This is a genomic window from Actinoallomurus bryophytorum, from assembly GCF_006716425.1.
GTDB classification, from domain to species: Bacteria; Actinomycetota; Actinomycetes; order Streptosporangiales; family Streptosporangiaceae; genus Actinoallomurus; species Actinoallomurus bryophytorum.
Genome location: NZ_VFOZ01000001.1, coordinates 7,622,935 through 7,643,445, shown reverse-complemented (window position 1 = coordinate 7,643,445; position 20,511 = coordinate 7,622,935). Strand labels below are relative to the sequence as shown.

Below are 20,511 nucleotides of genomic sequence, written 5' to 3'. Positions count from 1 at the left end.
CGTCGCGGTGGCGTTCACGCCTTCGCGAGCGAGTCGACGAGCCGGGCGATCCCGTACTCGAAGGCGCGGTCGATGTCCCCGCCCAGGTTGAACGCGCCCGCCAGCTCCATGCTGACGAAGCCGTACAGCCAGGCCGTGACCATGCGGGCGGCCTCGAGCGCCTCCCCCGGCCCGGCAAGCTCCCCGGCGATCCGCAGCAGGGAGCGCACCGCCCTGGCGAGCGAGCCGGCGTCCGGCCTGCTCTCCTCGGACCCCGCGGCGAAGATGAGGCGGTAGCCGGCCGGATGCGCGTGCGCGAACGCACGGAACGCACGGCACAGCCTCCCCAGGTCATCGCGTGCGTCTCCGCCGGCCGTCACCGCGTCCAGCCGCTCGCCCAGGTCGCGGACGATGGACTCCACGACCAGTCGTACGAGGTCGTCGCGGTTGCGTACCCGCTTGTAGAGCGAGGGCGCCCGCACGCCGACGCGAACGGCGACCGCCTGCATGGTCAGGTCCGCGAGCCCCTCCTTCTCCACGATGTCCCGTGCCGCTTCGACGATCTCCGCGAGCGAGGTCCGTTCAGGCGTCGGCATCCGTGCTCCTCCGGCCGGCGGTGGTGTCAGGTCGATTATAGCTATTGCCCATAGCTATGATGGCTATGTATCGTAGCCATCAGCACCACTCCCCGAAGGAAAGGCACAGCCGTGAAGCTCGGCGACCACCTGCACCGCATCGGCAACGACATCGTCGCGGTCCACCTGATCGTGACCGACGAGGGCATCACCGTCATCGACGCCGGGCTCTCCGGCCACTGGCGCGAACTGACCGCCGAACTGGCCGCACTTGGCCGTCCGGTCGGCGACATCCGCGGCGTCGTCCTCACCCACGGCGACACCGACCACATCGGCTTCGCCGAACGCCTCCGCCGCGACCACGGCGTCCCGACCTACGTCCACGCCGCCGACGCCGCCCGCTCACGCGGCGAGGACAAACCGAAGGCCACCTGGGGTCCGATGAAGCTCGGCGCGACGGCACGCTTCATGGGGCACGCGGCCCGCAAGGGTGGCCTGAGCACCGACTACCTCACCGAGGTGACGGAGGTGGCGGACGGCGACACCCTCGACCTCCCCGGCGCGCCCCGCATCATCGCCATGCCCGGCCACTCCCCCGGCAGTGTCGCCGTCCACGTCCCCGCCGCCGACGCCGTCTTCGCGGGTGACGCCCTCACCACCCGCCACGTCCTGACCGGCCGGCGCGGCCCCCAGCCGGCGCCGTTCACCGACGACCCGGACCAGGCCCTCGCCTCCCTCGGCCGCCTGGACGGCATCGAGGCGGCCTGGCTGCTGCCGGGCCACGGCACCCCCTGGAGCGAGGGCGTCGACGAGGCGGTCCGTCAGATCAGGGCTGCGGCCGCCGCCGGCCCGAAGGCCCGGTGAACCGGGTCCAGGTCAGGAGTCCTCGAGGCGGAAGCCGACCTTGAGACCCACCTGGTAGTGCGCGACCTCGCCGTCCACGATCTGGCCGCGTACCTCGGTCACCTCGAACCAGTCCAGGTGGCGCAGTGTCTCGCTCGCGCGCCGGACGGCGTTCCTGATGGCCGCGTCGACGGTCTCGGGCGAGGTTCCGACGATCTCGGTGACGCGGTAGGTGCGCTCGGACATGGTTTCTCCTGTGCCGTGATAATGAGCAGGTGATCATCGTCCTTCCCGCCGACCCCCGTGGCCATGCGGCGCCGCGGGCCCGTACGGGCTGAGCGCTCGTGTTCGCCGGCCACGCGGACTACGCGCGGCTCGAGGAGCGCGCGCGGCGGGCTCTGGAGCCGGCCGTGTTCGACTTCTACGCGGGCGGTTCGGGGGATGAGACCACTCTCGCCGCCAGCGCCGAGGCGTGGCGGCGCGTCTCCCTGCGCCCGCACGTGCTCCGCGACGTCTCCTCCGTCGACACACGCGTACGCCTGCTCGGCCGTGAGGTGCCCGCTCCGGTGTGCGTGGCCCCGATGGGCTACCAGACCCTCGCGCACCCCGAGGGAGAGCTGGCCATGGCCCGTGGCGCCCGCCGGGCCGGTGCGCTGTTCACGATGTCCTCACGTAGCTCGCGGCGGATCGAGGAGGTGGCGGCCGAGGCGGGGCCCTGGTGGTTCCAGGCGTACGTGATGCGCGACCGCGGGCTGACCCGCGACCTCGTACGGCGCGCGGCCGACGCGGGAGCGGCGGCGCTGGTGCTCACCGGCGACACCCCGTACCTCGGACGGCGGCGGCGCGACCGCGACCCGGGCCTGATCCCCGACGACATGTTCGGCGTGAACCTCGGGCCCGGCTTCGACCGGGCCTCGGCCGAGCAGGCCGCCGACGTCACCTACGACGACATCGCGTGGCTGCGGGAGATCTCCGGGCTGCCGCTCGTGGTGAAGGGGGTGCTGCGCGGCGACGACGCGCGCGCCTGCGCCGCCGCCGGGGCGGCCGGGGTGTGGGTGTCCAACCACGGCGGCCGGCAGCTCGACGGGGCCGTGACGACCGCGGAGGCCCTGCCGGAGGTGGCCGGCGCCGTACGCGACGACGCCGTCGAGGTGTACGCCGACGGCGGCATCCGTACGGGCGTGGACGTGCTCCGTGCACTGGCGCTCGGCGCGCGTGCCGTGTTCGTGGGCCGGCCGGCTTTGTGGTGCCTCGCCACCGGCGGCGAGGACGCGGTCGCGGACGGACTGGCGGAGCTGTGCGGGGGCCTCGCGCACGCGATGGGACTGGCGGGGGTGACTTCCGTCACCCGGATCGACCGGGGCCTGTGTGCTTTCGAAAACACACGGCATAACGTGGAGACGTGAAGCGCATCTTCCGGCGGCGCCACGTCGAGGCCGTCTACACGCTGACCGACGCCCACCGGCCCATGTCGGAGGACATCGGCTATCGCGAGCGGCGCTATCTCATCACGATGGGCATCCGCGCCCTGTGTTTCCTGCTCAGCATCCTGTTCGCCGTGACCCTGCACGGATCCGGGCGGTGGCTGGCGATCGTGGCGCTGATCGGCGCGGTGGTGCTCCCGTACATTGCAGTGATCTTCGCCAACGGCGGCCGCGAGCCCGACAGCTCTGCCCGTTTTGCGCCGTATGAGCCGGAATCCCAGAGCCAAAAGCCAATTTCCGGGCCTCGGGATCAAATCGGCTCGTGACAATGTCTTGACTAACTCAGGGGGGGTTCGGTGTACGATTTGTACCGGCGCTCTGGTCCCCCGTCGGGGCGCCCTTGCCGGTGTTCCGGGCCCCCGTCGGAACACCGATGAACGCGACGCCGGGAGGATTGCCCCCGTATCCTCCCGGCGTCGCCCATCTTCTGGGTCGATGCGCTGACCTGCTGAAAACACTGCGGGCCCGGTCAGCCGACCGGGCCCGCAGTGTTGGTTCGCGTCGCTCAGGCGTCGCGGCGTTTCAGCAGTATCCCCGCCACCACCAGCAGGGCGGCGGTCCAGATGGCGAAGACCCCGTAGCCCTGCCAGGGCGTGAGCAGGTCGTTGGGGCCCTGGCGCGCATGGCCGATGAGCTGGCCGGCTTCGGACGGCAGGTACGCGTGGATGTGGTCGCCGAGCTTGCCGGGAAGCAGGGCGGCCAGCGGGGCGAGTACGAGCACGAACCCGATGACGCCCGTGATGCCCGCCGCGGTGTGCCGGATGATGGCGCCGAGCGACAGGGCGAACAGGCCGAGCATCGCCAGGTACAGCCCGCCGCCGATGACCGCGCGCAGGACGCCGGGGTCACCGAGCGCGACCGGGGCCTTGGAGTGCAGGATCGCGGCGCCGATGAAGAACGACGCGAACGAGACCGCGGTGCCGAGCACGAGGATCAGCACGGCGAAGACCACGGACTTGGCGGCGAGCATCGGCACCCGCTTCGGCACCGCCAGGAGACTGGCCCGGATCATGCCGGTGGAGTACTCCGAGGCGACGACCATCACGCCGAGTACACAGACCGTCAACTGACTGAGAAAGAACCCACTGCCCAGAATCGTGCTCGCGGGGTCGGCCACGACCGATGCCCGGTCGCCGCGATCCGCGTTGCTCCACTGCGAAACGGTCAGGCTCGTCAGCAGAGCGGTGAAGCCCAGATCCAAGACGATCAGCAGGATGAGGGACCAGACGGTCGATCGCACCGAGCGGATCTTGGTCCACTCGGCGAGCATGAGCCTGCCGAAACCCGCCTTTCGGATGTCGGGGGCGGCGGCGTCCGCGGTGGTCGTCGTCATCGGGGGTCCTCCTGCGGCTCCGCGGCCGGCATCTCCGGCATGGGTGTCCCGGGCTCCACCTGGGGCGCCTCCGGTGCCGTGCCTCCACCGCCGTACTCGACGCTGTCGCGCGTCAGCTCCATGAATGCCTCTTCCAGTGACCCGCGCTTCGGCGTGAGCTCGTGCAGGACGAGCCCGCCGGCGGCGGCGAGCTCGCCGATGCGGGCCGCCTCCATCTCCCGTACGGACAGCAGGCCGTCGTCGCCCAGCTCGGCCTTGCCGCCGTCCTCACCGATCGCGGCGGCGAGCCGCTCGGCGTCGGGGCTGCGCACGGCCACGATCTCTTCCGTGCTGCGCTCGATGAACTCCTCGGTGGAGCAGTCGGCGATCAGCTTGCCCTTGCCGATGACGATGAGATGGTCGGCGGTGACGGCCATCTCGTTCATGAGGTGGCTCGACACGAAGACGGTCCGGCCGTCCGCGGCCAGCCGCTTCATCAGCGTGCGGATCCAGACGATGCCCTCGGGGTCGAGGCCGTTGACCGGCTCGTCGAGGATGAGGACGTCGGGGTCGCCCAGGAGCGCGACCGCGATGCCCAGCCGCTGTCCCATGCCGAGCGAGAACCCGCCGGCGCGCTTCTTGGCCACCTCGTCCAGGCCGACCAGGCGGATGACCTCGTCGATCCGCTTCTTGCCGACACCCTGGGTCTGCGCGAGGCACAGCAGGTGGTTGTACGCGCTGCGGCCGGTGTGGATGGCCCGCGCCTCCAGCAGCGCGCCGACCGTCTGGAGCGGCCGGGGCAGGTCACGGTAGTGCTTGCCGTCGATCGTCGCGTCGCCGCGGTGGGGGCGGTCCAGCCCGAGGATGAGGCGCATCGTGGTCGACTTTCCCGCGCCGTTCGGGCCGAGGAAGCCGGTCACCCTGCCGGGTTCGACCGTGAAGGACAGGTCATCAACGGCGACTCTGTCGCCGTAACGCTTGGTGAGGTTCTTTGCCTCGATCATTCGCAGGTCCTGAGTTCGTTTGATGGCGGTGCGTGAGGACGATCACGCTAGTCGTCCGGACGACGTGGGGGATCCATCCTTAGGTTGATATGGAGCGCCACCTGGCTATGTTTCCTGCGCCATCCGGCGGTGTGCGCACATTTCAGCCCACGCCGAAAGTAGGTCGGGTGCCGTGCGTCGGTTCTTTGCGGGGGTTTCGGGGGTCCGGCGCTTCGAGTACGCGGCGGTGGCTTGCGGGCGCGGGGTCTCGCACCTTGGTCCTTGGGCGTCATCGTGATTTTCGCCGGTGTTGGCCCTGGTCAGGGGTTTCGTTGGCTGCGGTACGGTCTCCGCGGGTGGCTGCCTGCTCGGCCGGGCGTGGTGGGTCGCCGGGTCTGTTTCTCGGCTTACGCCGTCGGCCTGGCGGTGGAGCCAGGGGTTTGTCAAGGCTGTCAAGACGGGTCGACCGGGGTGTCGTTCGTGCGCGGCTGTAGGGGTATTTCCGGTTTCAGCGTCTTGGCGGCCTGCTTGGTGCGTATGTCCCGACCTGCACGATCTTGGGGAGGGCGGCCACATCCGGACAGTTGGGGTGCGGATCCGGTGCCGCTAATGTGCCGGCGGATTCCCCGCGTGCGTCGATTCGTATATCACGGGTCACGGCTTATCAACGGCAGCCTCTCGTACCTCCCGCAGACCGTCACCTTCGGACGGACCTCCGGGCGTCGACCAGCCGTGGCGTGTTGCCACCCCTGCATGGGTCGAGAGCACTTGCCCACCGAATTTGGCACACTCTGGCAGCCCCGCCTGAGGCCGCCGTGACCCGCCGGCGTTTCCTCGCCCGCGCTCACTCGTCCTGCCGTTGGCGCTCGTGGGTCTCGCGCTCCGGGGTGCGGTGTGCTCGGCGTACCAGCGGGCCGGGAGGGCGTTGTGCGCGGCGACGGCCCGGTCCGTACATGTGCGGCGATCGGACAGACTGGTGCCGTGACCACCGATGAGCCGCTCCAGTGTTCGGCCAAGGACTGCCGAGCCGACGCCCGCTGGGCCCTGCGCTGGAACAACCCGAAAATCCACGACCCTGACCGGCGCAAGGTCTGGCTGGCCTGCGACGAGCACCGGGAGTCCCTGACCGACTTCCTGTCCCGTAGAGGCTTCCACCGCGAAACCGTCCCGGTCGAGGAAGAGACCACGTAAGCCACACACCCCGATACCCGCCGGGACGGGTAGTCGCGTACAGGCCGGGTCCTGATCGGCGAAGAGCCTGACGTCGCACCGGACGGACAGGGCGGCCGAGCATCACGGGCCCACCGCCCGGACGACTCGCATGGACGCCCGCCATCGGCCAGCGCCGGCCGGCCACCCGAGATGGACAGGGCGTCGAGGCGAGCAGGGCGATGTAACGGTCGATTTACCAGGACGCCCGCGTGTTCGGACGGCTGGTCGCCTCCGGCCGGTCGACGGTGCGGGGCTCCGGCGGGAACGGCGCGGCCTGCTCGATCAGGCCCTGGCAGAACTCCGCCCGACGGGCGGCACCCGGAGGCCGACGGCCAAGCCGAGCGCCGACTGGCCCAGCAGCACGACCACGCGGTCGTGATGGCGGCCAGGTGAACGCGCACCGGCCACCACCCCACCCCGCCAACGACCAATCGACCACACACCCGCCACCACCCCACCCCGGTCCTTACGCCCCGGCGATGGCCAGGTGGTCGGGCGGCTGTTCCGTCCTCATCCGCGTCTGCCGGCCTTCGGGTCTGTCGGCGGGCTGTGTGTCGTTCGGGGACGGGGCGGGGATATTGCCCACGGGAAAGGCCGTCGTAGGTGGCAGGGGACGGCGTTCATGGCCGACCGTGGTCACGGCTGTCCAGGGGGCGCCGCCGTGGGTCGGCGGGGAGTGCGGCCGTTCGGGGACGCGGGCATGGCGGGACCCGGGGCTTCGGAAGCGTCGCAGCGGCCGACGGCGAGTACAGGTGTCGGGGGGCGCCGGCATGGCCGAGCGGCAAGCGCAGGTGTCGGGGGGCGGCACCGCGGCCCCACCGCAGGTGCCGCGGGCGGGGAGGCTCACCGCCGCCGTCATTCTGCTGGCGCTGGGTTCGGGGGCAGTGGACGCCTTCAGTTTCGTCGGGCTCGGCGCGGTCTTCGCGAGTGTGATGACGGGGAACCTCGTCCTGCTCGGCGTCGCCGTCGTTCACGCCCGGCCCGATCCGGCGCTCTCGGCCGCCTTCGCCATCGCGGCGTATGTCGCGGGCGTGTTAGGTGCCACCACCTGGTTCCGCCACACCGCCGCCGGGCATTCCCCGGCCGGGCGCGGGGGCGGGCCTCCCGGGAGTACGGCTCCCGGCCCGTTCCGGCGGACACCTCCCAGCTCCCCACGCCGCCGGTACCTCGGCCGCCCTGGAGCCACGCACCACACGCGGCTTGGCCTGCGCGTTGGCATGCGTCGGTGGCGCCTCCTCCGGCGAGCGCAACCCACCGCAGGCCGCAGATATCCCGGCCGCCCTGGAGCCACGCACCACACGCGGCTTGGCCTGCGCGGCGGCATGCGCCGGTGGCGCCTCCTCCGGCACGCGCAACCCACCGCAGGCCGCAGATATCCCGATGGCCCTGGACCCGCACGCCGTACCCGGCGCGGCCTGCCAGGCGGCCTGCGCCGCCGCACCTCCCAGCGACCACGCCCGGTCCCCGCACGCGACGGATATCCCGGTCGTCCCGAACCCACGCGCCGCGGACCGCGCGACGGCCTGCGCGGGCGCCGTACCCCGCGGCGAGCAGACCCCGCCTCCGCACGCCGCAGATATCCCGGCCGCCTCGGACCGGCGCGCGGCGGACTGCCCGGCCCGCGCGCCGGCCGACGCCAGCGCCGCATCCCCCAGAAACCACACCCCACCTCCGCACGCCGCAAGTACCTCGGCCGTCCTGCACCCGCACGGGCCCGCACCCGGCGGCCCGGCCCGCCCACCGGTCTGCGCCGCCGACTCCCCCGGCGAGCACGCCCCGCACCCGCACGCCGCAGGTACCCCGGTCGCCCCGGCCCCGTGCGCCGCGGACTGCCCCGCCGCACCAGCCCCGGCCCGCCTACCGGTCTGCGCCGGGGAGCACAGGCCACCGCACGCCGCAGACACCTCGGTCGTCCTGCACACTCGCGCCGTAGCCTGCAGCCCGGTTCGGCCGGCCTGCGCCGCCGACTCCCCCGGCGAGGACGCCCCGCACCCGCACGCCGCAGGCATGCCGGCCGCCCCGGGCCCGCACGCCGCGGACTGCCCCGCCGCGCCAGGCCCGGCCCGCCCACCAGTCTGCGCCGGGACTCACAGGCCGCCCCCTCACGCCGCAAGATGCCCCGCCGTGCGTGGTCTGGGCGGACCGCGCGGGCACGGCGTGGATCCCGCGGGTGGACACGCGCCGCCCCTACGCGCCGGGGCCTGCCTCGTCTCCGCCGGCCCGCGCGGGCACGGCACCAATCGCGGTGGGCGCGGGCCGCACGAACGCGCCGTGGACTGCCCGGCCGCCCGTGGCCCATCCGTCCGGTGGACACGCGTCGCGGCCCACGGCCCATCCGCCCGGTCGGCACACGTCGGCGCCCACTGCCCATCCGCCCGGTCGGCACACGTCGGCGCTCACTGCCCATCCGCCCGGTCGGCACACGTCGGCGCTCACTGCCCATCCGCCCGGTCGGCACACGTCGGCGTGGGCGGTCCCTCCGTCCCGTGGGCACGCAACGTGGGCTTCTCCGGTGGGCACATCTCGCCCGAGCGCGCCGTGGCCACGCCGAGAACCGGCTCTCACCTGCGCGCGGGCGGCGTGGGACGGGCGGTCGCTTCGGATGGCGCGGCCCCATGGCTCCGCGCGAGAGCGGGAGCGACGGCGAACAGTGGACCGGCCGCGTACACCGGGTGCTCGTGCTCGTGCCGTTCGCGCAGGCGCTCGTGCTCGTCGGGTGGCTCGGTACCGGTGGACACCCGGACGGGACGGCCCAGATCCTCCTGCTCGTCCCGTCCGCGTTCGCCATGGGAGTGCAGAGCGCCGGGGTGAACACGCTCCCCCTCGCCGGGGCCGCCACCACCTACCTCACCGGCACGCTCACGGCCCTGACCACGGAACTCGCCACCAGTGGCGTGCCCTCGACCATGCGCCGCCGCTTCGCCGTGCTGGCGGCCGCGCTCGCCGGGGCCGGGCTGGACGCGGTGCTGCTCACCTGGGCCCGGCCGGCCGCGCCGGCGCTGCCGCTCGCCGCCACACTCGCGGTCGTCCTCCTGGTCGGCCGCCGCTGACCAGACCCCGGAAAAGAAACCGCCGCCCTCAAGGAGGACGGCGGCCCGGGCGGAAGGATCAGGAACGCGCCAGATCCGCCGGCAGGCGTTCGAGCAGGGACTTGAGGTCGTCGGCGTGCTCCTCCTCGTCGGCGAGGAGTTCTTCGAAGAGCCGCCGCGTCGTGGGGTCACCGTCGCCGATCCACTGGGCGATCTCGGTGTAGGAGGCGATCGCGATGCGCTCGGCGACCAGGTCCTCCCTGATCATCTCGACCAGGTCCGAGCTGGCGTTGTACTCGGTGTGGGACCGGCTCGACAGCCGTGCCGGGTCGAAGTCGGGGGAACCGCCCAGCTGGGCGATGCGCTCGGCCAGCAGGTCGGCGTGGCGCTGCTCGTCGGCGGCGTGTTCGAGGAACTCGGCCGCCACCGACTCTGAATGGATGCCGGTCGCCGTGTAGTAGTGCCGCTTGTACCGCAGCACACAGACGATCTCGGTGGCGAGCGCCTCGTTGCACACCTCGATGACGCGTTTCAGGTCGGCGCCGTACGCCTCGGTGACCGGCCCCTTGTCGATCTCCGCCCGCGCACGCTCCCTCAGCGTCTTGATATCGGTCAGGAAATCGGCCATGCCAGCCTCCGTGATCGTTGGTGTGTCTCGACTGGCCCTACCTACCACGTCATCGGACGACTACACATGATGACCGGCCGGGATTTACTCAGCCTTCGGAGGCCGGTCGTTCCACCCCTCGGCCATCTCGGTGATCCGGGCGGCGGCGTCGCGTACGGGCGTGCCCCGCCCGACGGCCAGGCCCATGAGGTAGGCGGTCAGGGGTGCGGCCGGCCTCGCCACTCCGTGCGCGACGTCGCGTGCCACGTCGAGGATCAGATCGCGGTGCATGTCGCCGGGCTCGAGGCCGAGCTCCTCACAGGTCGCCTGTATCCACTCGTCAAGCACTGTTCTCCTCGATCATCCGGGACGCCGCCTCGACGTCGGAAGGTGTGTCGCAGTCGTACCAGGGCCGCCCCGGCGCCGCCACGCGCACCGGCCCGAGCGGGTCCATCAGACCACGGAGGGAGTCGCCGTGATGGCGGGCGAGGGCGCCGGCCAGGGCGGCCGTACTCCACACACCCGCCAGCCACTGGGATCGCCCGTCCGCGTCGACGAGCACGGCTCCGGCCCGCCCGTACGCCGAACGCCGAAGCTCATCGACGTGCTCGGCCCGCAGGAACGGCAGGTCGGCGGCGAGCACCGCGACCCATGGCGCACGTACGAGGGCCAGGCCGGCGCGCAGCGCGGGAACCGGGCCTCCGCCGGGCGGATCCTCCCGTACGGTGACCGCCCGCGGGAGTTCGGGGCGTTCGGGGCCGACGAGCACCAGCCGTCCCGCGCCGGCCACCGCCGCACCGACCCAGGCCACCAGCGGCCGTCCGCCGACCAGAAGGCCTGGTTTGTCGGCGCCGCGCAGACGCCGGGCTCCCCCGCCGGCGAGCACCACGGCGTCGTAGGCCTCACTGCTCGTCATGAGAGCTCTTGGTGTTCTCCCGCTCGTACGCGCTGAGGTTCTGTTCGAGGGACTTCATCAGCTCCCACACCTGGCCGGGCGGGATGCGGACGCGAGCCACGACGCGAGCCGGGACGTGGAGGTACGGGGTGCCGCTCTCGGGATCCTCTTCGACCTCGGGCGGGCGTACCTCGGTGGAGAAGTCGATCACGAAGGAGTCCTGGGTGCGCCAGACGGAGGCGAAGCTCGCGTGCACTCCCACCTCGTGGTCCGGTGGGACCGTGATCTCGACCCGGTGTTCCTGCGGCTGCTCCGTCACGCCGTCCTTTCTACCCCCCGATGGCGGACATCGGACGTGTCGGCTGCAGGAAAGTCGGATCATCGATGCCGTGCCCGGGGCGCTTGCCGGCCACGGCGGCGAGCCAGCGCTCGACGAGATCGTCGTCGGAGGCGCCCGTACGCAGCGCGGCACGCAGGTCGGACTCCTCCCGCGCGAACAGGCAGTTGCGGACCTGACCGTCGGCGGTGAGCCGTACGCGGTCGCACGCGCCGCAGAAGGGCCTGGTCACCGAGGCGATGACGCCGACCTTGGCCGGGCCGCCGTCGACGAGGAACGTCTCGGCGGGCGCGCTCCCCCGAGCCTCGTCGGGCTCCGGGGCCAGGTCGAAGGCGGCCGACAGGCGCTGAAGGATCTCGTCGGCGGTGACCATGCCCTCGCGGGTCCAGCCGTGCTGGGCGTCCAGCGGCATCTGCTCGATGAAGCGGAGCTCGTACCCCTGGTCGAGGCAGTAGCGCAGCAGCGCGACGGCGTCGTGGTCGTTGACGTCGCGCATGAGGACGGTGTTGACCTTGACGGGGCTCATGCCCGCGCGCTCGGCGGCGGCCAGCCCGTCGAGGACGTCGGAGAGGCGGTCACGATGGGCGAGCCGCTTGAACGTCTCGCGGTCGAGCGTGTCCAGGGAGACGTTGACCCGGCTGAGCCCGGCCTCGGCCAGCGGAGCCGCGAGCCGCGCCAGCCCGATGCCGTTGGTGGTCAGCGACACCTCCGCACCCAGGGCGGCCGTCTCGGCGACGATCCCGGTGAGGTTACGGCGCAGCAGCGGCTCGCCGCCGGTGTAGCGCACCTCGGTGATGCCGAGCCGCTCGACGCCGATGCTCACGAGCCGGATCACCTCGTCATCGGTGAGCAGCTCGGGCTTTGGCAGCCAGTCCAGGCCTTCGGGCGGCATGCAGTAAGTGCACCGGAGGTTACAGCGGTCGGTGAGGGAGACCCGGAGGTCGGTCGCGACCCGGCCGAAACCGTCAACGAGCAAAGGAAGTGCCCCTTAAGTAGCTGCCGATCTTTCCAGCCTATGACCTGTATACAACCCGGCACCGACATCTGGTGTTCCAGCCCGCCCGGCCCGATCATGAGGGGTCATGGAATGGGAGTTCAACGGCGAACGCGAAAAGATCACCACTCACGTCTGGCCGGCCGAGGAACCGCGCTGGATCGCGCTGCTGGCGCACGGGTACGGCGAGCACATCGGACGCTATGAGCACGTCGCGGACACGCTGCTCCGGCACGGTGCGGTCGTGTACGGGCCCGACCACATGGGCCACGGCAGGTCAGGCGGCGAGCGCGTGCTGGTCCACGACTTCGAGGAGGTCGTCACCGACCTGCACACCGTCGAGGACCGTGCGCGTACGGACCATCCCGGACTGCCCGTCGTCCTGATCGGCCACTCCATGGGCGGGATGATCGCGGCCCGGTACGCACAGCGGTACGGCACCGGACTCACCGCCCTCGTGCTGTCCGGGCCGGTACTCGGCAGGTGGGGTCCGATCAAGATGCTGCTCGAGCTCGAAGAGATTCCGGACATCCCCATCGACATCGCGACGCTGTCGCGGGACCTGCCGGTCGGCGAGGCGTACGCGGCCGACCCACTGGTGTGGCACGGCCCGTTCAAGCGCGCGACGGTCGAGGCGTTCGACCGCTGCATGGCCACGATCTCCGCGGCCGGCCGGCTCGGCGCACTGCCGACACTGTGGGTGCACGGCGAGGCCGACGAACTCGTCCCACTGGACGCGACGCGCGGCGGCATCGCCGAGATCCGCGGCGAGGACCTGACCGAGATCATCTACCCGGGCGCGCGGCACGAGGTCTTCAACGAGACCAACAAGGACGAGGTCCTGGCCGACGTCACCGGCTTCATCGCCCGCCACGTGGAAAGCTGAACACCCGCGACATGAAGCCGCCTTGCCGATCGACACGCCGTCCGCGGCGGTGTTCGAAGAAGGGGTGGCCGTAGTCACCTACGCCGCGAGGACTCTTCCCGCCGACACCCGGGACGCGCTGGTCTCCGCGATCTCGGCTGCGATGGGGGAACCCTCCGACCTGGCGTTCACTGTGTCGTCACCTACCCGTCGACCGGTTCCGCGCCGGACAGGGCTCAGGTCACTTCGGATGGCCGATCCACCCGATGTCCGATATGTGACATAGACAAGGTTTATGTCAGTTTTAGCAGGTCGGTCCTGGTAGCCTCGCGCTTCGCGTGTGCCGTGCCGTGCGATGCGGGCTCGCCCCCCTGCCGGATGCCCCCTGAGGAGAGACCGTGCCCAACGGGTTGTTCGAGGTCCCCGCCGTCCTGCTCATGCGAAGCGTGGCCGTCACCGCCGACGTCCGACCGCTCATCGGTGTCGCCGCCGCCGTCCTGGCCGCCATTCTGGCCGCCTACGCGAGCTGGCACGTCACGGACCGCATCATGTCCTGGTGGCAGCGCGCCGACCAGGACGAGCTCTGACATAAGCCCAGGACGACGGTGTTGCCCCGCCACCGGCTCGCAGGCCGGCGGCGGGGCAACGCCGCTGAGACGGAACACGACACCGGCTCGCGCCGGCAGAGCCTCCCCAGCACGGGGTAGCCCCTGGCTAGCCCTTGACGCAGATCAGCTGGCGCAGGTGGGCGACGACCTCGACGAGGTCGGTCTGCGCCTCGATCACCGATTCGATGTCCTTGTACGCGCCCGGGATCTCGTCGATGACGCCCGGGTCCTTGCGGCACTCGACGCCCCGGGTCTGCTCGATGAGGTCATCGACGGTGAAGGACTTCTTGGCCTTCGAACGGCTCATCTTCCGGCCCGCGCCGTGGGACGCCGAGTTGAACGCGCTCTCGTTGCCAAGGCCGCGGACGATGTAGGTCCCCGTCGCCATCGAGCCCGGGATGATGCCGAGGTCGCCCTCGCCCGCGCGGATCGCGCCCTTGCGGGTGATGAGCAGCTCGACGCCGTCGTAGGTCTCCTCCGCCACGTAGTTGTGGTGGCAGGAGATGACGTCCTCCCAGCGGACCCGCTTGCCGGTGAAGAACCGTGAGACGACGTTCTGCGTCAGGGCCATCATCACGGCGCGGTTGCGCCGCGCGTAGTCCTGCGCCCAGAACAGGTCCCGGCGGTACTCCTCCATCTTGCGCGTGCCGTTGACGAACACGGCCAGGTCGCGGTCGGGCAGGTCCTGGTTGTGCGGCAGCCGCATCGCGGCCTCGATGTGGTGCTCGGCGAGTTCCTTGCCGATGTTGCGCGAGCCCGAGTGCAGCACGAGCCAGACCGTGCCGTCCACGTCCGCGCACAGCTCCAGGAAGTGGTTGCCCGAGCCCAGGGTGCCCAGCTGCGACGTCGCACGGCCACGGCGGGAACGGGCGACCGGCGCCAGCTCGTCGTAGGCCTTCCAGAACTCGTACCAGCCGCGTTCCTTCAGCCCCGGTACGGCCGACGGGTCGACCGCGGTCTTGTGCGCGCCGCGTCCGACCGGCACCGCCTTCTCGATCTTGGCGCGCAGGCGGCTCAGGTCGTCGGGCAGGTCGTCGACGGTGAGACTGGACCTGACCGCGGTCATCCCGCAGCCGATGTCCACGCCGACCGCGGCCGGAGCGACGGCGTCCCGCATCGCGATGACCGAGCCGACCGTCGCGCCCTTGCCGTAGTGCACGTCCGGCATGACCGCGACTCCGTGCACCCAGGGCAGGTTCGAGACGTTGCGGAGCTGGTCGAGCGCGCCCGACTCGACGTCGGCGGGGTCGGCCCACATCCGGATCGGAATGTGACCGCCTCGCATTGTGTACGGCATCACCATCTCCTCTCCAGACGTCCGGTGTGCCGTGACTATGACGCCAGAAGATGATCACCGGTTTCAACCGGTTTTCCGGGCAGAACACCCGATAATTCGCATTCCACCAGGTCAGGCGGCTACCCCGCCGCGAGCACGGCGACGAGCCGCGCCGTGTCCTGCTCGTCCAGGACGATCCCGAACACCTCTTCCAGCACCTTCGGCACCTCGCCCGGTTCGAGCCGTACGGTCTCGTCGGTCCCGTCCACCCGGGTCGAGGTGAGGGTCGTGCCGTCCAGTGCGTAACGGATCTCGGGCCGTACGCACTGGGCGATCAGCCGCCCGACGAACGGCGACCGGGGATGCGTGGAGACGTAGTGGTCGAACACGACGTAGTCGATGGCGTAACGCGGGTCGAGCGTGAAGGAGTGCAGGTCGAGCGGGCCCGCGTACAGCAGCCACCCCTCGACGCCGCGCTCCAGCCGGAACGCCCACCTGTCCCGCGTCGTCCCGGCGCCGTCGGCGAGCTCGATCGGCTCCAGCTGGCCGTGCCCGAAGCCCACGTCGCAGATCCAGTCCCCGCCGTCCTCGGCCGCCACGCGCAGCAGCGCGTGTGTGGCCGGCCGCAGCGCACCCGAGCCCATCCGGACCCGCGCCGACAGCCCGGTCACGCCGAAGCCCAGGCGTTCCAGCACCGCCGCGAACAACGTGACGTGTTCGAAGCAGTAGCCGCCGCGCGACGCGCGGACCATCTTGGCCTGGAGGTCCTCGACGCCCAGCAGGATGGGGCGGCCCAGCACGATCTCCAGGTTCTCGAACGGGATCGCCAGGGCGTGGGCGCGCATCAGGACCCGCAGGGTCCCCACGGTCGGCGGAAGCTCCCCCTCGACCCCGATCCGGGCCAGGTAGGCGTCCAGATCCAGCAGGTCTCCGTGCCAGCCGTACGCGGGATCGTCCGGGCTCATGGAATCAACCTAGAACCTCGACCCCGCTCGAGGTCAACGTGGCCTGCGGCCACGGGGCCGCAGGTGGACGCCGGGCAGCGCGGGGGCGGGGATGCGCTCGTCGCCGTGCCCGGCGACCTTCCCGAACCGGGCGTCGCCGCGCTCCCAGTCGGCGCGGGCGGCCGCGACCTCCTCATGGCTGCGCCCGACGAAGTTCCACCACATGACGAGCTCGTCGGGGAACGGCTCGCCGCCGAGCAGGAGGGCGCGTGCGCCGCCGGGCGCGGACACCGGCAGGGTGTCGCGTCCGGTGCCGAGGTAGACCAGCGGTCCGGCCGCGACCGTGGTGCCGCCCACCTCTACCTCGCCCTCGACGACCAGCAGGGCATGCTCGAAGCCGGGGCGCAGCGGAATGCCCGCCACCGCGCCGGCGGCGATCTCCAGGTCGGCGCCGACCAGCGGTGTGTGCACGGTCGCGGGCGACACGGCGTCCCCCAGCGTCCCGACGATGACGGTCGCCCGTACGCCGCCGTGCTCGTAGATCGGCAGCTCGGTGTGCTGCTCGAAGGCGGGCTCGATGCCGGCCCGGTCCGCCGGCAGTGCCAGCCACAGCTGGAAGGCGTGCAGCAGCGGCGCGTCGCCGATCGACAGCTCCGAGTGCGCCACGCCGTGGCCCGCGGTCATGAGGTTCAGCTGGCCGGGGCGTACGAGTACGTCGCTGCCGAGGCTGTCGCGATGCCGGATCTCACCCCGCAGTGGCCACGTGACCGTCTGCAGGCCGGTATGCGGATGCGGCAGCACGCGCATGTCGGTACGTTGTGGGCCGAACTGGTCCAGGAAACACCAGCCGCCGACGGTGGGCAGCGACCGGTGCGGGAGCACGCGGTCGACGCGCATGTCGCGGATGCCACCGAGCGGGACCCGCCGGGACTCGAAGACCTCCACCACCGCGCCGTCACCGGCCACCGCGTGGGTCTCCGTCACCGCGGGCCGTGCGTCGAGGTCGCTCATTCGGCCACCTGGGGGCTGCGCACGTGGTCCTGGTACTCGGGGTGCCTCTTCAGGTACGAGGCGATGAACGGGCACAGCGGGACGATCACCCGGTCACGGCGCACCACGTCGTCGAGAGCCGCCGCGGCCAGTGCCTTGGCGATGCCCCTGCCCTCGTAGTCCGGCTCCACCTCGGTGTGGGTGAAGATCGTGCGGTCACCACGCTCGCGGTAGACGGCGATCGCGGCGAGGTCGTCTCCGACCCACGCCTCGTACCGCTTCTCCTCGTCGTTGCGTACCACCTTCGGCGGCGCGTGCTCCTCGGCCATTCTCATCTCCCTGCGCTGTTCAGCGGTCGTCCGCGCCGCCCCTGGCGAGGGTACGGCGGGCATCGTCCACCCGGGTCGTGAGCCCCTGGCGATCGAGATGTTCGAGCAGCGGGACGGCGACGCGGCGGCTGGTGTCGAGTGCCCGGCGTGCCTCGCTGACGGTGAACGGCTGCGGCACCGAGGCGAGGACACGTGCCGCCTCGGCGTCGGCGCCGGGGAGCAGCACGATCCCCTCGGCCACCCTGAGCAGCGCGCCGGCGCGTACGGCCGCGCCCAGCGCACGCCCGGTGAGTCCCAGCTCGGCGAGCCGGCCGGACTCCGGCGCACGGAACGGGCTCCGGTCCAGGTCGGCGCGGAGCAGCCGTAGCGCCTCGGCGATCGCGGGCGGCAGGCCGGCGGCGGCGGACGCGTGCACCCGGCCGGACTCGAGCCGCAGCGGTGGCCGTGCCAGCGCGTCGACCAGGCGCCGGTCGGGCAGGTCCAGCAGGGACCGGGCGGCCTCGACCGGCAGGCCGGGATCGAGCGGGTCGGCGGCGGCGTGCCGGGCGACCTCCTCGGCCAGCCGGCGGCGCAGGGACTCCCAGTGCGCCGGGTCGGCGAGCCAGTCGGCCGCCACCGGCTCGCCCTCCGGGGCGACGCCCATCGCGACGAGGTCGGGCCGGCGGATCAGGCCGTGCCGCCGGACCAGCTCGGCGGCGGACGGGACGCCGGCGGCGAGCTCGTCCGCTCGGGCGGCGGCCGCGCCGCGCCGCCGCAGGGCCGGCGGGCGCACGTCGAGCACGTCGGCGCCGGCGACCCGGCGGGCACCGGGGTCGCGCAGCAGCAGCCGGTCGCCGATGTGCAGCGGCAGCGGACGGGCGAGCGTGAGGCGTGCCGCGTCCTCGCCGAGCGGGCGCAGGCGTACCGGCACGGCGGCGGACCCGATGTGCAGGACCGGCTCGCGGGGCAGCCGGTCCACGCCCTCGACGCGTACGTCGATGACATCGGTGACGGTCCATTCGCTGCCGGTGAGGGCCATGCCACGGGAGACGTCGTCGCGTTCGACGCCGCGCAGGTTGATCGCGACCCGGGCGACGCCGGTCACCTCACGGGTGGTCTCCTTCAGCGTCTGCAGGGAACGTACGCGCACCGGCCTGCCCTCCAGGAGCAGCTCACCCCCGGAGCGCAGGCTGCCGGCGGGCAGCGTGCCGGTGACGACCGTGCCGCTGCCCTTGATCGTGAACGCCCGGTCGATCCAGATCCGCACCGGCGCGCGAGGGTCCGGCGCCGGCAGGCGGGCGGCCAGGTCGCCGAGGGCGGTCCGCAGCTCCGGCAGCCCCTGGCCGGTCGCGCCGCTGACCGCGATCGCGTGGACGTCGCCGAGGGTGGTCCGGGCGATCTCCGCTCGCGCCTGGGCCAGCGCGGCGGCAGGGTCGGCGCGGTCCGAACGCGTGACGACGAGCAGGCCGTGGCGCACCCGGAGCGCGTCGACGGCGGCGAGGTGCTCGGCGGACTGCGGCATCCAGCCCTCGTCCGCCGCCACGACGATCATGACCGCGGGCACCGGGCCGACGCCGGCGAGCATGTTGGTCACGAAGCGTTCGTGCCCGGGGACGTCCACGAACGCGAGCCGCTCCCCCGAGTCCAGCGTCATCCAGGCGAAGCCCAGGTCGATGGTCATGCCCCGCCGCCGCTCCTCGGCCCAGCGGTCCGGCTCCATGCCGGTGAGCGCGCGGACGAGCGTCGACTTTCCGTGGTCGACGTGGCCCGCGGTGGCGATCACATGCACTGGAGGGATTCCCGTATCCGCGCGGCGAGCACCGTCACACCGAGATCCGCCGGGATCCCGCGCAGGTCCAGGAGCAGGCGGCCGGACTCGACGCGGCCCACGATGCCGGCGCGGCGCAGGGGCACGGCACAGGTCTCCGGCAGGCCGACGGCCACGCTGGGCAGCTCGACCCCCGGTGCTCCGCCGCCGCCGACCCGGGCGACGGAGTCGACCACCACGGCGTCGTAGCCGGTCAGCTCCTTGGCCAGGAGCACGGCACGCTCGCGGAGCGAGGCGAGGCCGGCGTGCAGCGCCTGGGCGGTCGGTGGCTCCGGTCCGCGCAGGGACGCCTCCAGCGCGGCGAGCGTGAGCTTGTCGACCCGCAGCGCGCGGGCGAGCGGGTGGCGGCGCAGGCGTTCGACCAGCTCGGACCGGCCGAGCAGCAGCCCCGCCTGAGGGCCGCCCAGCAGCTTGTCGCCGCTGGCGGTGACCAGGTCGGCGCCCTCGGCGAGCACGGTCGCGGCGTCGGGCTCGCCGGGCAGCACCGGCTCGGGCGCGAGCAGGCCGGAACCGATGTCGGCGACGACCGGCACGCCCAGGCCGGTCAGGTCGCGTACGGCGGCCTCGGCGGTGAACCCCTCGATGCGGAAGTTGGAGGGATGCACCTTGAGCACGAAGCCGGTCTCCGGCCCGATCGCGTCGGCGTAGTCGGCGGCGGTGGTGCGGTTGGTGGTGCCGACCTCGCGCAGGCGCGCACCGGTCGAGGCGAGCAGCGCCGGCAGCCGGAAACCGTCGCCGATCTCCACCATCTCGCCGCGGCTGATCACGATCTCGCGGCCCTGCGCGAGGACCGTGGCGGCGAGTACCAGGGCCGCGGCGTTGTTGTTCACCACGTGCACCGCCTCGGCCGCCGGGCACGCCTCGGCGAGGGCGGCCAGCGTGCCGCGTCCGCGCCGGTCGCGGCGCCCGGTGGCCAGGTCGAACTCCACGTCCGTGCATCCCGCGGCGGCCGACACGGCCTCCCGCGCGGCGGCCGACAGGGGCGCACGACCGAGGTTGGTGTGCAGCAGCACTCCGGTCGCGTTGACGACCGGCCGGAGACTCGCGGCGGTCGCGGGCAGCGCCGCCACGGCGGCGTCCGCCACCCGCTCGGCGGCGATCTCCCCCGACCGGGCACGCTCCTGCGCGCCGGTGACGGCCGCCTTGACGATGCCGCGCCCCAGCCGGTCCGCCGCGGCGGCGAGCCGCGGGTCGGCGAGCACGGCGTCGGTACGCGGCACTCGGCGTCGGGAGTCCATGTCAGAAACCTATGACCGCGGCACGGCCGACGCCACGCCAGGGCGTGTCCCGACAGATGCCCGTCCTGCTACGCGGCGCCCGGACGACGCCTCGCCGCGGTTGTCGCCGGCCGGTTCCCTCCTCCGCCTTGCGACGCGCCGCCTGGACACCGCTCGCTACGCACGCCATCCGTCGGACACGCCCCAGCCCGGCGTTTCCGTGCC

At 72.3% G+C, this 20,511-nt stretch carries 22 protein-coding genes and 1 pseudogene; 8 read left to right on the top strand and 15 right to left on the bottom strand.

Annotated features, from left to right (window positions below; translation table 11 throughout):
• Window positions 1-14 precede the first annotated feature (14 nt).
• Window positions 15-575, bottom strand: coding sequence for a TetR/AcrR family transcriptional regulator (locus FB559_RS35410; protein ID WP_141961269.1), 561 nt, complete (start codon window positions 573-575; stop codon window positions 15-17).
• A 111-nt stretch (window positions 576-686) separates the two neighbouring features.
• Here FB559_RS35410 and FB559_RS35405 point away from each other — a divergent pair, with 111 nt between their 5' ends.
• Entirely contained in the window at window positions 687-1,418 is a 732-nt protein-coding gene (locus tag FB559_RS35405) for an MBL fold metallo-hydrolase (protein ID WP_141961268.1), read from the top strand.
• A gap of 12 nt (window positions 1,419-1,430) precedes the next feature.
• On the opposite strand, the gene FB559_RS35400 is transcribed toward FB559_RS35405, so the two are convergent.
• Window positions 1,431-1,643 carry a dodecin gene (locus FB559_RS35400; protein WP_141961267.1) on the bottom strand — a complete coding sequence of 71 codons (213 nt, stop codon included), beginning with the start codon at window positions 1,641-1,643 and terminating at the stop codon, window positions 1,431-1,433.
• Window positions 1,644-1,741: 98 nt separating this feature from the next.
• Here FB559_RS35400 and FB559_RS35395 point away from each other — a divergent pair, with 98 nt between their 5' ends.
• Both FB559_RS35395 and FB559_RS35390 read left to right on the top strand, forming a co-directional pair.
• The gene (locus FB559_RS35395) at window positions 1,742-2,803 is read left to right on the top strand and encodes an alpha-hydroxy-acid oxidizing protein (RefSeq protein WP_141961266.1); all 1,062 of its coding nucleotides are present in this window, start codon (window positions 1,742-1,744) and stop codon (window positions 2,801-2,803) included.
• Window positions 2,800-3,147 (top strand): DUF3099 domain-containing protein, encoded by a 348-nt coding sequence (locus tag FB559_RS35390; protein ID WP_246122346.1) that lies wholly within the window; start codon window positions 2,800-2,802, stop codon window positions 3,145-3,147. The genes FB559_RS35395 and FB559_RS35390 overlap by 4 nt, the downstream gene beginning before the upstream one ends.
• Before the next feature lie 239 nt (window positions 3,148-3,386).
• Here FB559_RS35390 and FB559_RS35385 read toward each other — a convergent pair whose 3' ends face one another.
• Together FB559_RS35385 and FB559_RS35380 are read right to left on the bottom strand one after the other, a co-directional pair.
• Window positions 3,387-4,214: an ABC transporter permease gene (locus FB559_RS35385; protein ID WP_141961265.1), complete on the bottom strand. Its 828-nt coding sequence runs from the start codon at window positions 4,212-4,214 to the stop codon at window positions 3,387-3,389.
• Window positions 4,211-5,197: an ABC transporter ATP-binding protein gene (locus FB559_RS35380; protein WP_141961264.1), complete on the bottom strand. Its 987-nt coding sequence runs from the start codon at window positions 5,195-5,197 to the stop codon at window positions 4,211-4,213. The genes FB559_RS35385 and FB559_RS35380 overlap by 4 nt, the downstream gene beginning before the upstream one ends.
• A 960-nt stretch (window positions 5,198-6,157) precedes the next feature.
• On the opposite strand from FB559_RS35380, the gene FB559_RS35375 reads away from it, so the two are divergent.
• The 3 genes and pseudogenes from FB559_RS35375 to FB559_RS45880 all read left to right on the top strand — a co-directional run bounded on the left by FB559_RS35375 (window position 6,158) and on the right by FB559_RS45880 (window position 9,438).
• Window positions 6,158-6,367: a hypothetical protein gene (locus FB559_RS35375; RefSeq protein WP_141961263.1), complete on the top strand. Its 210-nt coding sequence runs from the start codon at window positions 6,158-6,160 to the stop codon at window positions 6,365-6,367.
• A gap of 500 nt (window positions 6,368-6,867) precedes the next feature.
• Window positions 6,868-7,440: pseudogene (locus FB559_RS46935) on the top strand (DUF1275 family protein); the annotation flags it as partial.
• Between the two features lie 1,563 nt (window positions 7,441-9,003).
• Complete coding sequence (locus FB559_RS45880; protein WP_246122343.1) at window positions 9,004-9,438, top strand: DUF1275 family protein; 435 nt, start codon at window positions 9,004-9,006, stop codon at window positions 9,436-9,438.
• 58 nt (window positions 9,439-9,496) lie between these two features.
• Here FB559_RS45880 and FB559_RS35365 read toward each other — a convergent pair whose 3' ends face one another.
• From FB559_RS35365 to moaA, 5 genes are all read right to left on the bottom strand, one after another.
• Window positions 9,497-10,045, bottom strand: a complete 549-nt coding sequence (locus FB559_RS35365) for a ferritin-like domain-containing protein (protein WP_141961261.1) — start codon at window positions 10,043-10,045, stop codon at window positions 9,497-9,499.
• Between the two features lie 84 nt (window positions 10,046-10,129).
• Window positions 10,130-10,372: a DUF6457 domain-containing protein gene (locus tag FB559_RS35360; RefSeq protein WP_141961260.1), complete on the bottom strand. Its 243-nt coding sequence runs from the start codon at window positions 10,370-10,372 to the stop codon at window positions 10,130-10,132.
• Window positions 10,365-10,940 (bottom strand): molybdenum cofactor guanylyltransferase, encoded by a 576-nt coding sequence (gene mobA, locus FB559_RS35355; RefSeq protein ID WP_141961259.1) that lies wholly within the window; start codon window positions 10,938-10,940, stop codon window positions 10,365-10,367. Before mobA ends, FB559_RS35360 begins: the two co-directional genes overlap by 8 nt.
• The gene (locus tag FB559_RS35350; protein WP_221640333.1) at window positions 10,927-11,238 is read right to left on the bottom strand and encodes a DUF3467 domain-containing protein; all 312 of its coding nucleotides are present in this window, start codon (window positions 11,236-11,238) and stop codon (window positions 10,927-10,929) included. Before FB559_RS35350 ends, mobA begins: the two co-directional genes overlap by 14 nt.
• A 10-nt stretch (window positions 11,239-11,248) precedes the next feature.
• Window positions 11,249-12,232 (bottom strand): GTP 3',8-cyclase MoaA, encoded by a 984-nt coding sequence (moaA, locus tag FB559_RS35345; protein WP_141961257.1) that lies wholly within the window; start codon window positions 12,230-12,232, stop codon window positions 11,249-11,251.
• Window positions 12,233-12,338: 106 nt separating this feature from the next.
• Between moaA and FB559_RS35340 the strand changes: the two genes are divergently transcribed.
• Both FB559_RS35340 and FB559_RS35335 read left to right on the top strand, forming a co-directional pair.
• Window positions 12,339-13,136 (top strand): alpha/beta hydrolase, encoded by a 798-nt coding sequence (locus FB559_RS35340; RefSeq protein ID WP_141961256.1) that lies wholly within the window; start codon window positions 12,339-12,341, stop codon window positions 13,134-13,136.
• A gap of 377 nt (window positions 13,137-13,513) precedes the next feature.
• Complete coding sequence (locus FB559_RS35335; protein ID WP_141961255.1) at window positions 13,514-13,702, top strand: hypothetical protein; 189 nt, start codon at window positions 13,514-13,516, stop codon at window positions 13,700-13,702.
• Between the two features lie 127 nt (window positions 13,703-13,829).
• On the opposite strand, the gene FB559_RS35330 is transcribed toward FB559_RS35335, so the two are convergent.
• The 6 genes from FB559_RS35330 to selA all read right to left on the bottom strand — a co-directional run bounded on the left by FB559_RS35330 (window position 13,830) and on the right by selA (window position 20,307).
• Window positions 13,830-15,020 (bottom strand): RtcB family protein, encoded by a 1,191-nt coding sequence (locus FB559_RS35330; RefSeq protein ID WP_141961254.1) that lies wholly within the window; start codon window positions 15,018-15,020, stop codon window positions 13,830-13,832.
• A gap of 119 nt (window positions 15,021-15,139) precedes the next feature.
• A complete protein-coding gene (locus FB559_RS35325; RefSeq protein WP_141961253.1) occupies window positions 15,140-15,964 on the bottom strand; it encodes an arylamine N-acetyltransferase family protein in 825 nt (274 codons plus the stop codon).
• A gap of 33 nt (window positions 15,965-15,997) precedes the next feature.
• On the bottom strand, window positions 15,998-16,954 hold the full coding sequence (locus FB559_RS35320; RefSeq protein WP_141961252.1) for a pirin family protein: 957 nt from the start codon (window positions 16,952-16,954) through the stop codon (window positions 15,998-16,000).
• Window positions 16,951-17,262, bottom strand: a complete 312-nt coding sequence (locus tag FB559_RS35315; RefSeq protein WP_141961251.1) for a GNAT family N-acetyltransferase — start codon at window positions 17,260-17,262, stop codon at window positions 16,951-16,953. The genes FB559_RS35320 and FB559_RS35315 overlap by 4 nt, the downstream gene beginning before the upstream one ends.
• A gap of 19 nt (window positions 17,263-17,281) precedes the next feature.
• Window positions 17,282-19,030, bottom strand: a complete 1,749-nt coding sequence (gene selB / locus FB559_RS35310) for a selenocysteine-specific translation elongation factor (RefSeq protein WP_141961250.1) — start codon at window positions 19,028-19,030, stop codon at window positions 17,282-17,284.
• Window positions 19,021-20,307 carry an L-seryl-tRNA(Sec) selenium transferase gene (gene selA, locus FB559_RS35305; protein WP_141961249.1) on the bottom strand — a complete coding sequence of 429 codons (1,287 nt, stop codon included), beginning with the start codon at window positions 20,305-20,307 and terminating at the stop codon, window positions 19,021-19,023. Before selA ends, selB begins: the two co-directional genes overlap by 10 nt.
• Window positions 20,308-20,511: the final 204 nt, after the last annotated feature.

What these genes read in the sequence shown, in the direction of transcription:
- FB559_RS45880 (WP_246122343.1), top strand. Translation starts at nt 9,004, where the DNA reads ATGGCTCCGCGCGAGAGCGGGAGCGACGGCGAACAGTGGACCGGCCGC.
- FB559_RS35320 (WP_141961252.1), bottom strand. Translation starts at nt 16,954, where the DNA reads ATGAGCGACCTCGACGCACGGCCCGCGGTGACGGAGACCCACGCGGTG.
- FB559_RS35330 (WP_141961254.1), bottom strand. Translation starts at nt 15,020, where the DNA reads ATGCCGTACACAATGCGAGGCGGTCACATTCCGATCCGGATGTGGGCC.
- FB559_RS35340 (WP_141961256.1), top strand. Translation starts at nt 12,339, where the DNA reads ATGGAATGGGAGTTCAACGGCGAACGCGAAAAGATCACCACTCACGTC.
- FB559_RS35380 (WP_141961264.1), bottom strand. Translation starts at nt 5,197, where the DNA reads ATGATCGAGGCAAAGAACCTCACCAAGCGTTACGGCGACAGAGTCGCC.
- FB559_RS35400 (WP_141961267.1), bottom strand. Translation starts at nt 1,643, where the DNA reads ATGTCCGAGCGCACCTACCGCGTCACCGAGATCGTCGGAACCTCGCCC.
- FB559_RS35365 (WP_141961261.1), bottom strand. Translation starts at nt 10,045, where the DNA reads ATGGCCGATTTCCTGACCGATATCAAGACGCTGAGGGAGCGTGCGCGG.
- selA (WP_141961249.1), bottom strand. Translation starts at nt 20,307, where the DNA reads ATGGACTCCCGACGCCGAGTGCCGCGTACCGACGCCGTGCTCGCCGAC.
- mobA (WP_141961259.1), bottom strand. Translation starts at nt 10,940, where the DNA reads ATGACGAGCAGTGAGGCCTACGACGCCGTGGTGCTCGCCGGCGGGGGA.
- FB559_RS35315 (WP_141961251.1), bottom strand. Translation starts at nt 17,262, where the DNA reads ATGGCCGAGGAGCACGCGCCGCCGAAGGTGGTACGCAACGACGAGGAG.
- FB559_RS35410 (WP_141961269.1), bottom strand. Translation starts at nt 575, where the DNA reads ATGCCGACGCCTGAACGGACCTCGCTCGCGGAGATCGTCGAAGCGGCA.
- FB559_RS35325 (WP_141961253.1), bottom strand. Translation starts at nt 15,964, where the DNA reads ATGAGCCCGGACGATCCCGCGTACGGCTGGCACGGAGACCTGCTGGAT.
- FB559_RS35385 (WP_141961265.1), bottom strand. Translation starts at nt 4,214, where the DNA reads ATGACGACGACCACCGCGGACGCCGCCGCCCCCGACATCCGAAAGGCG.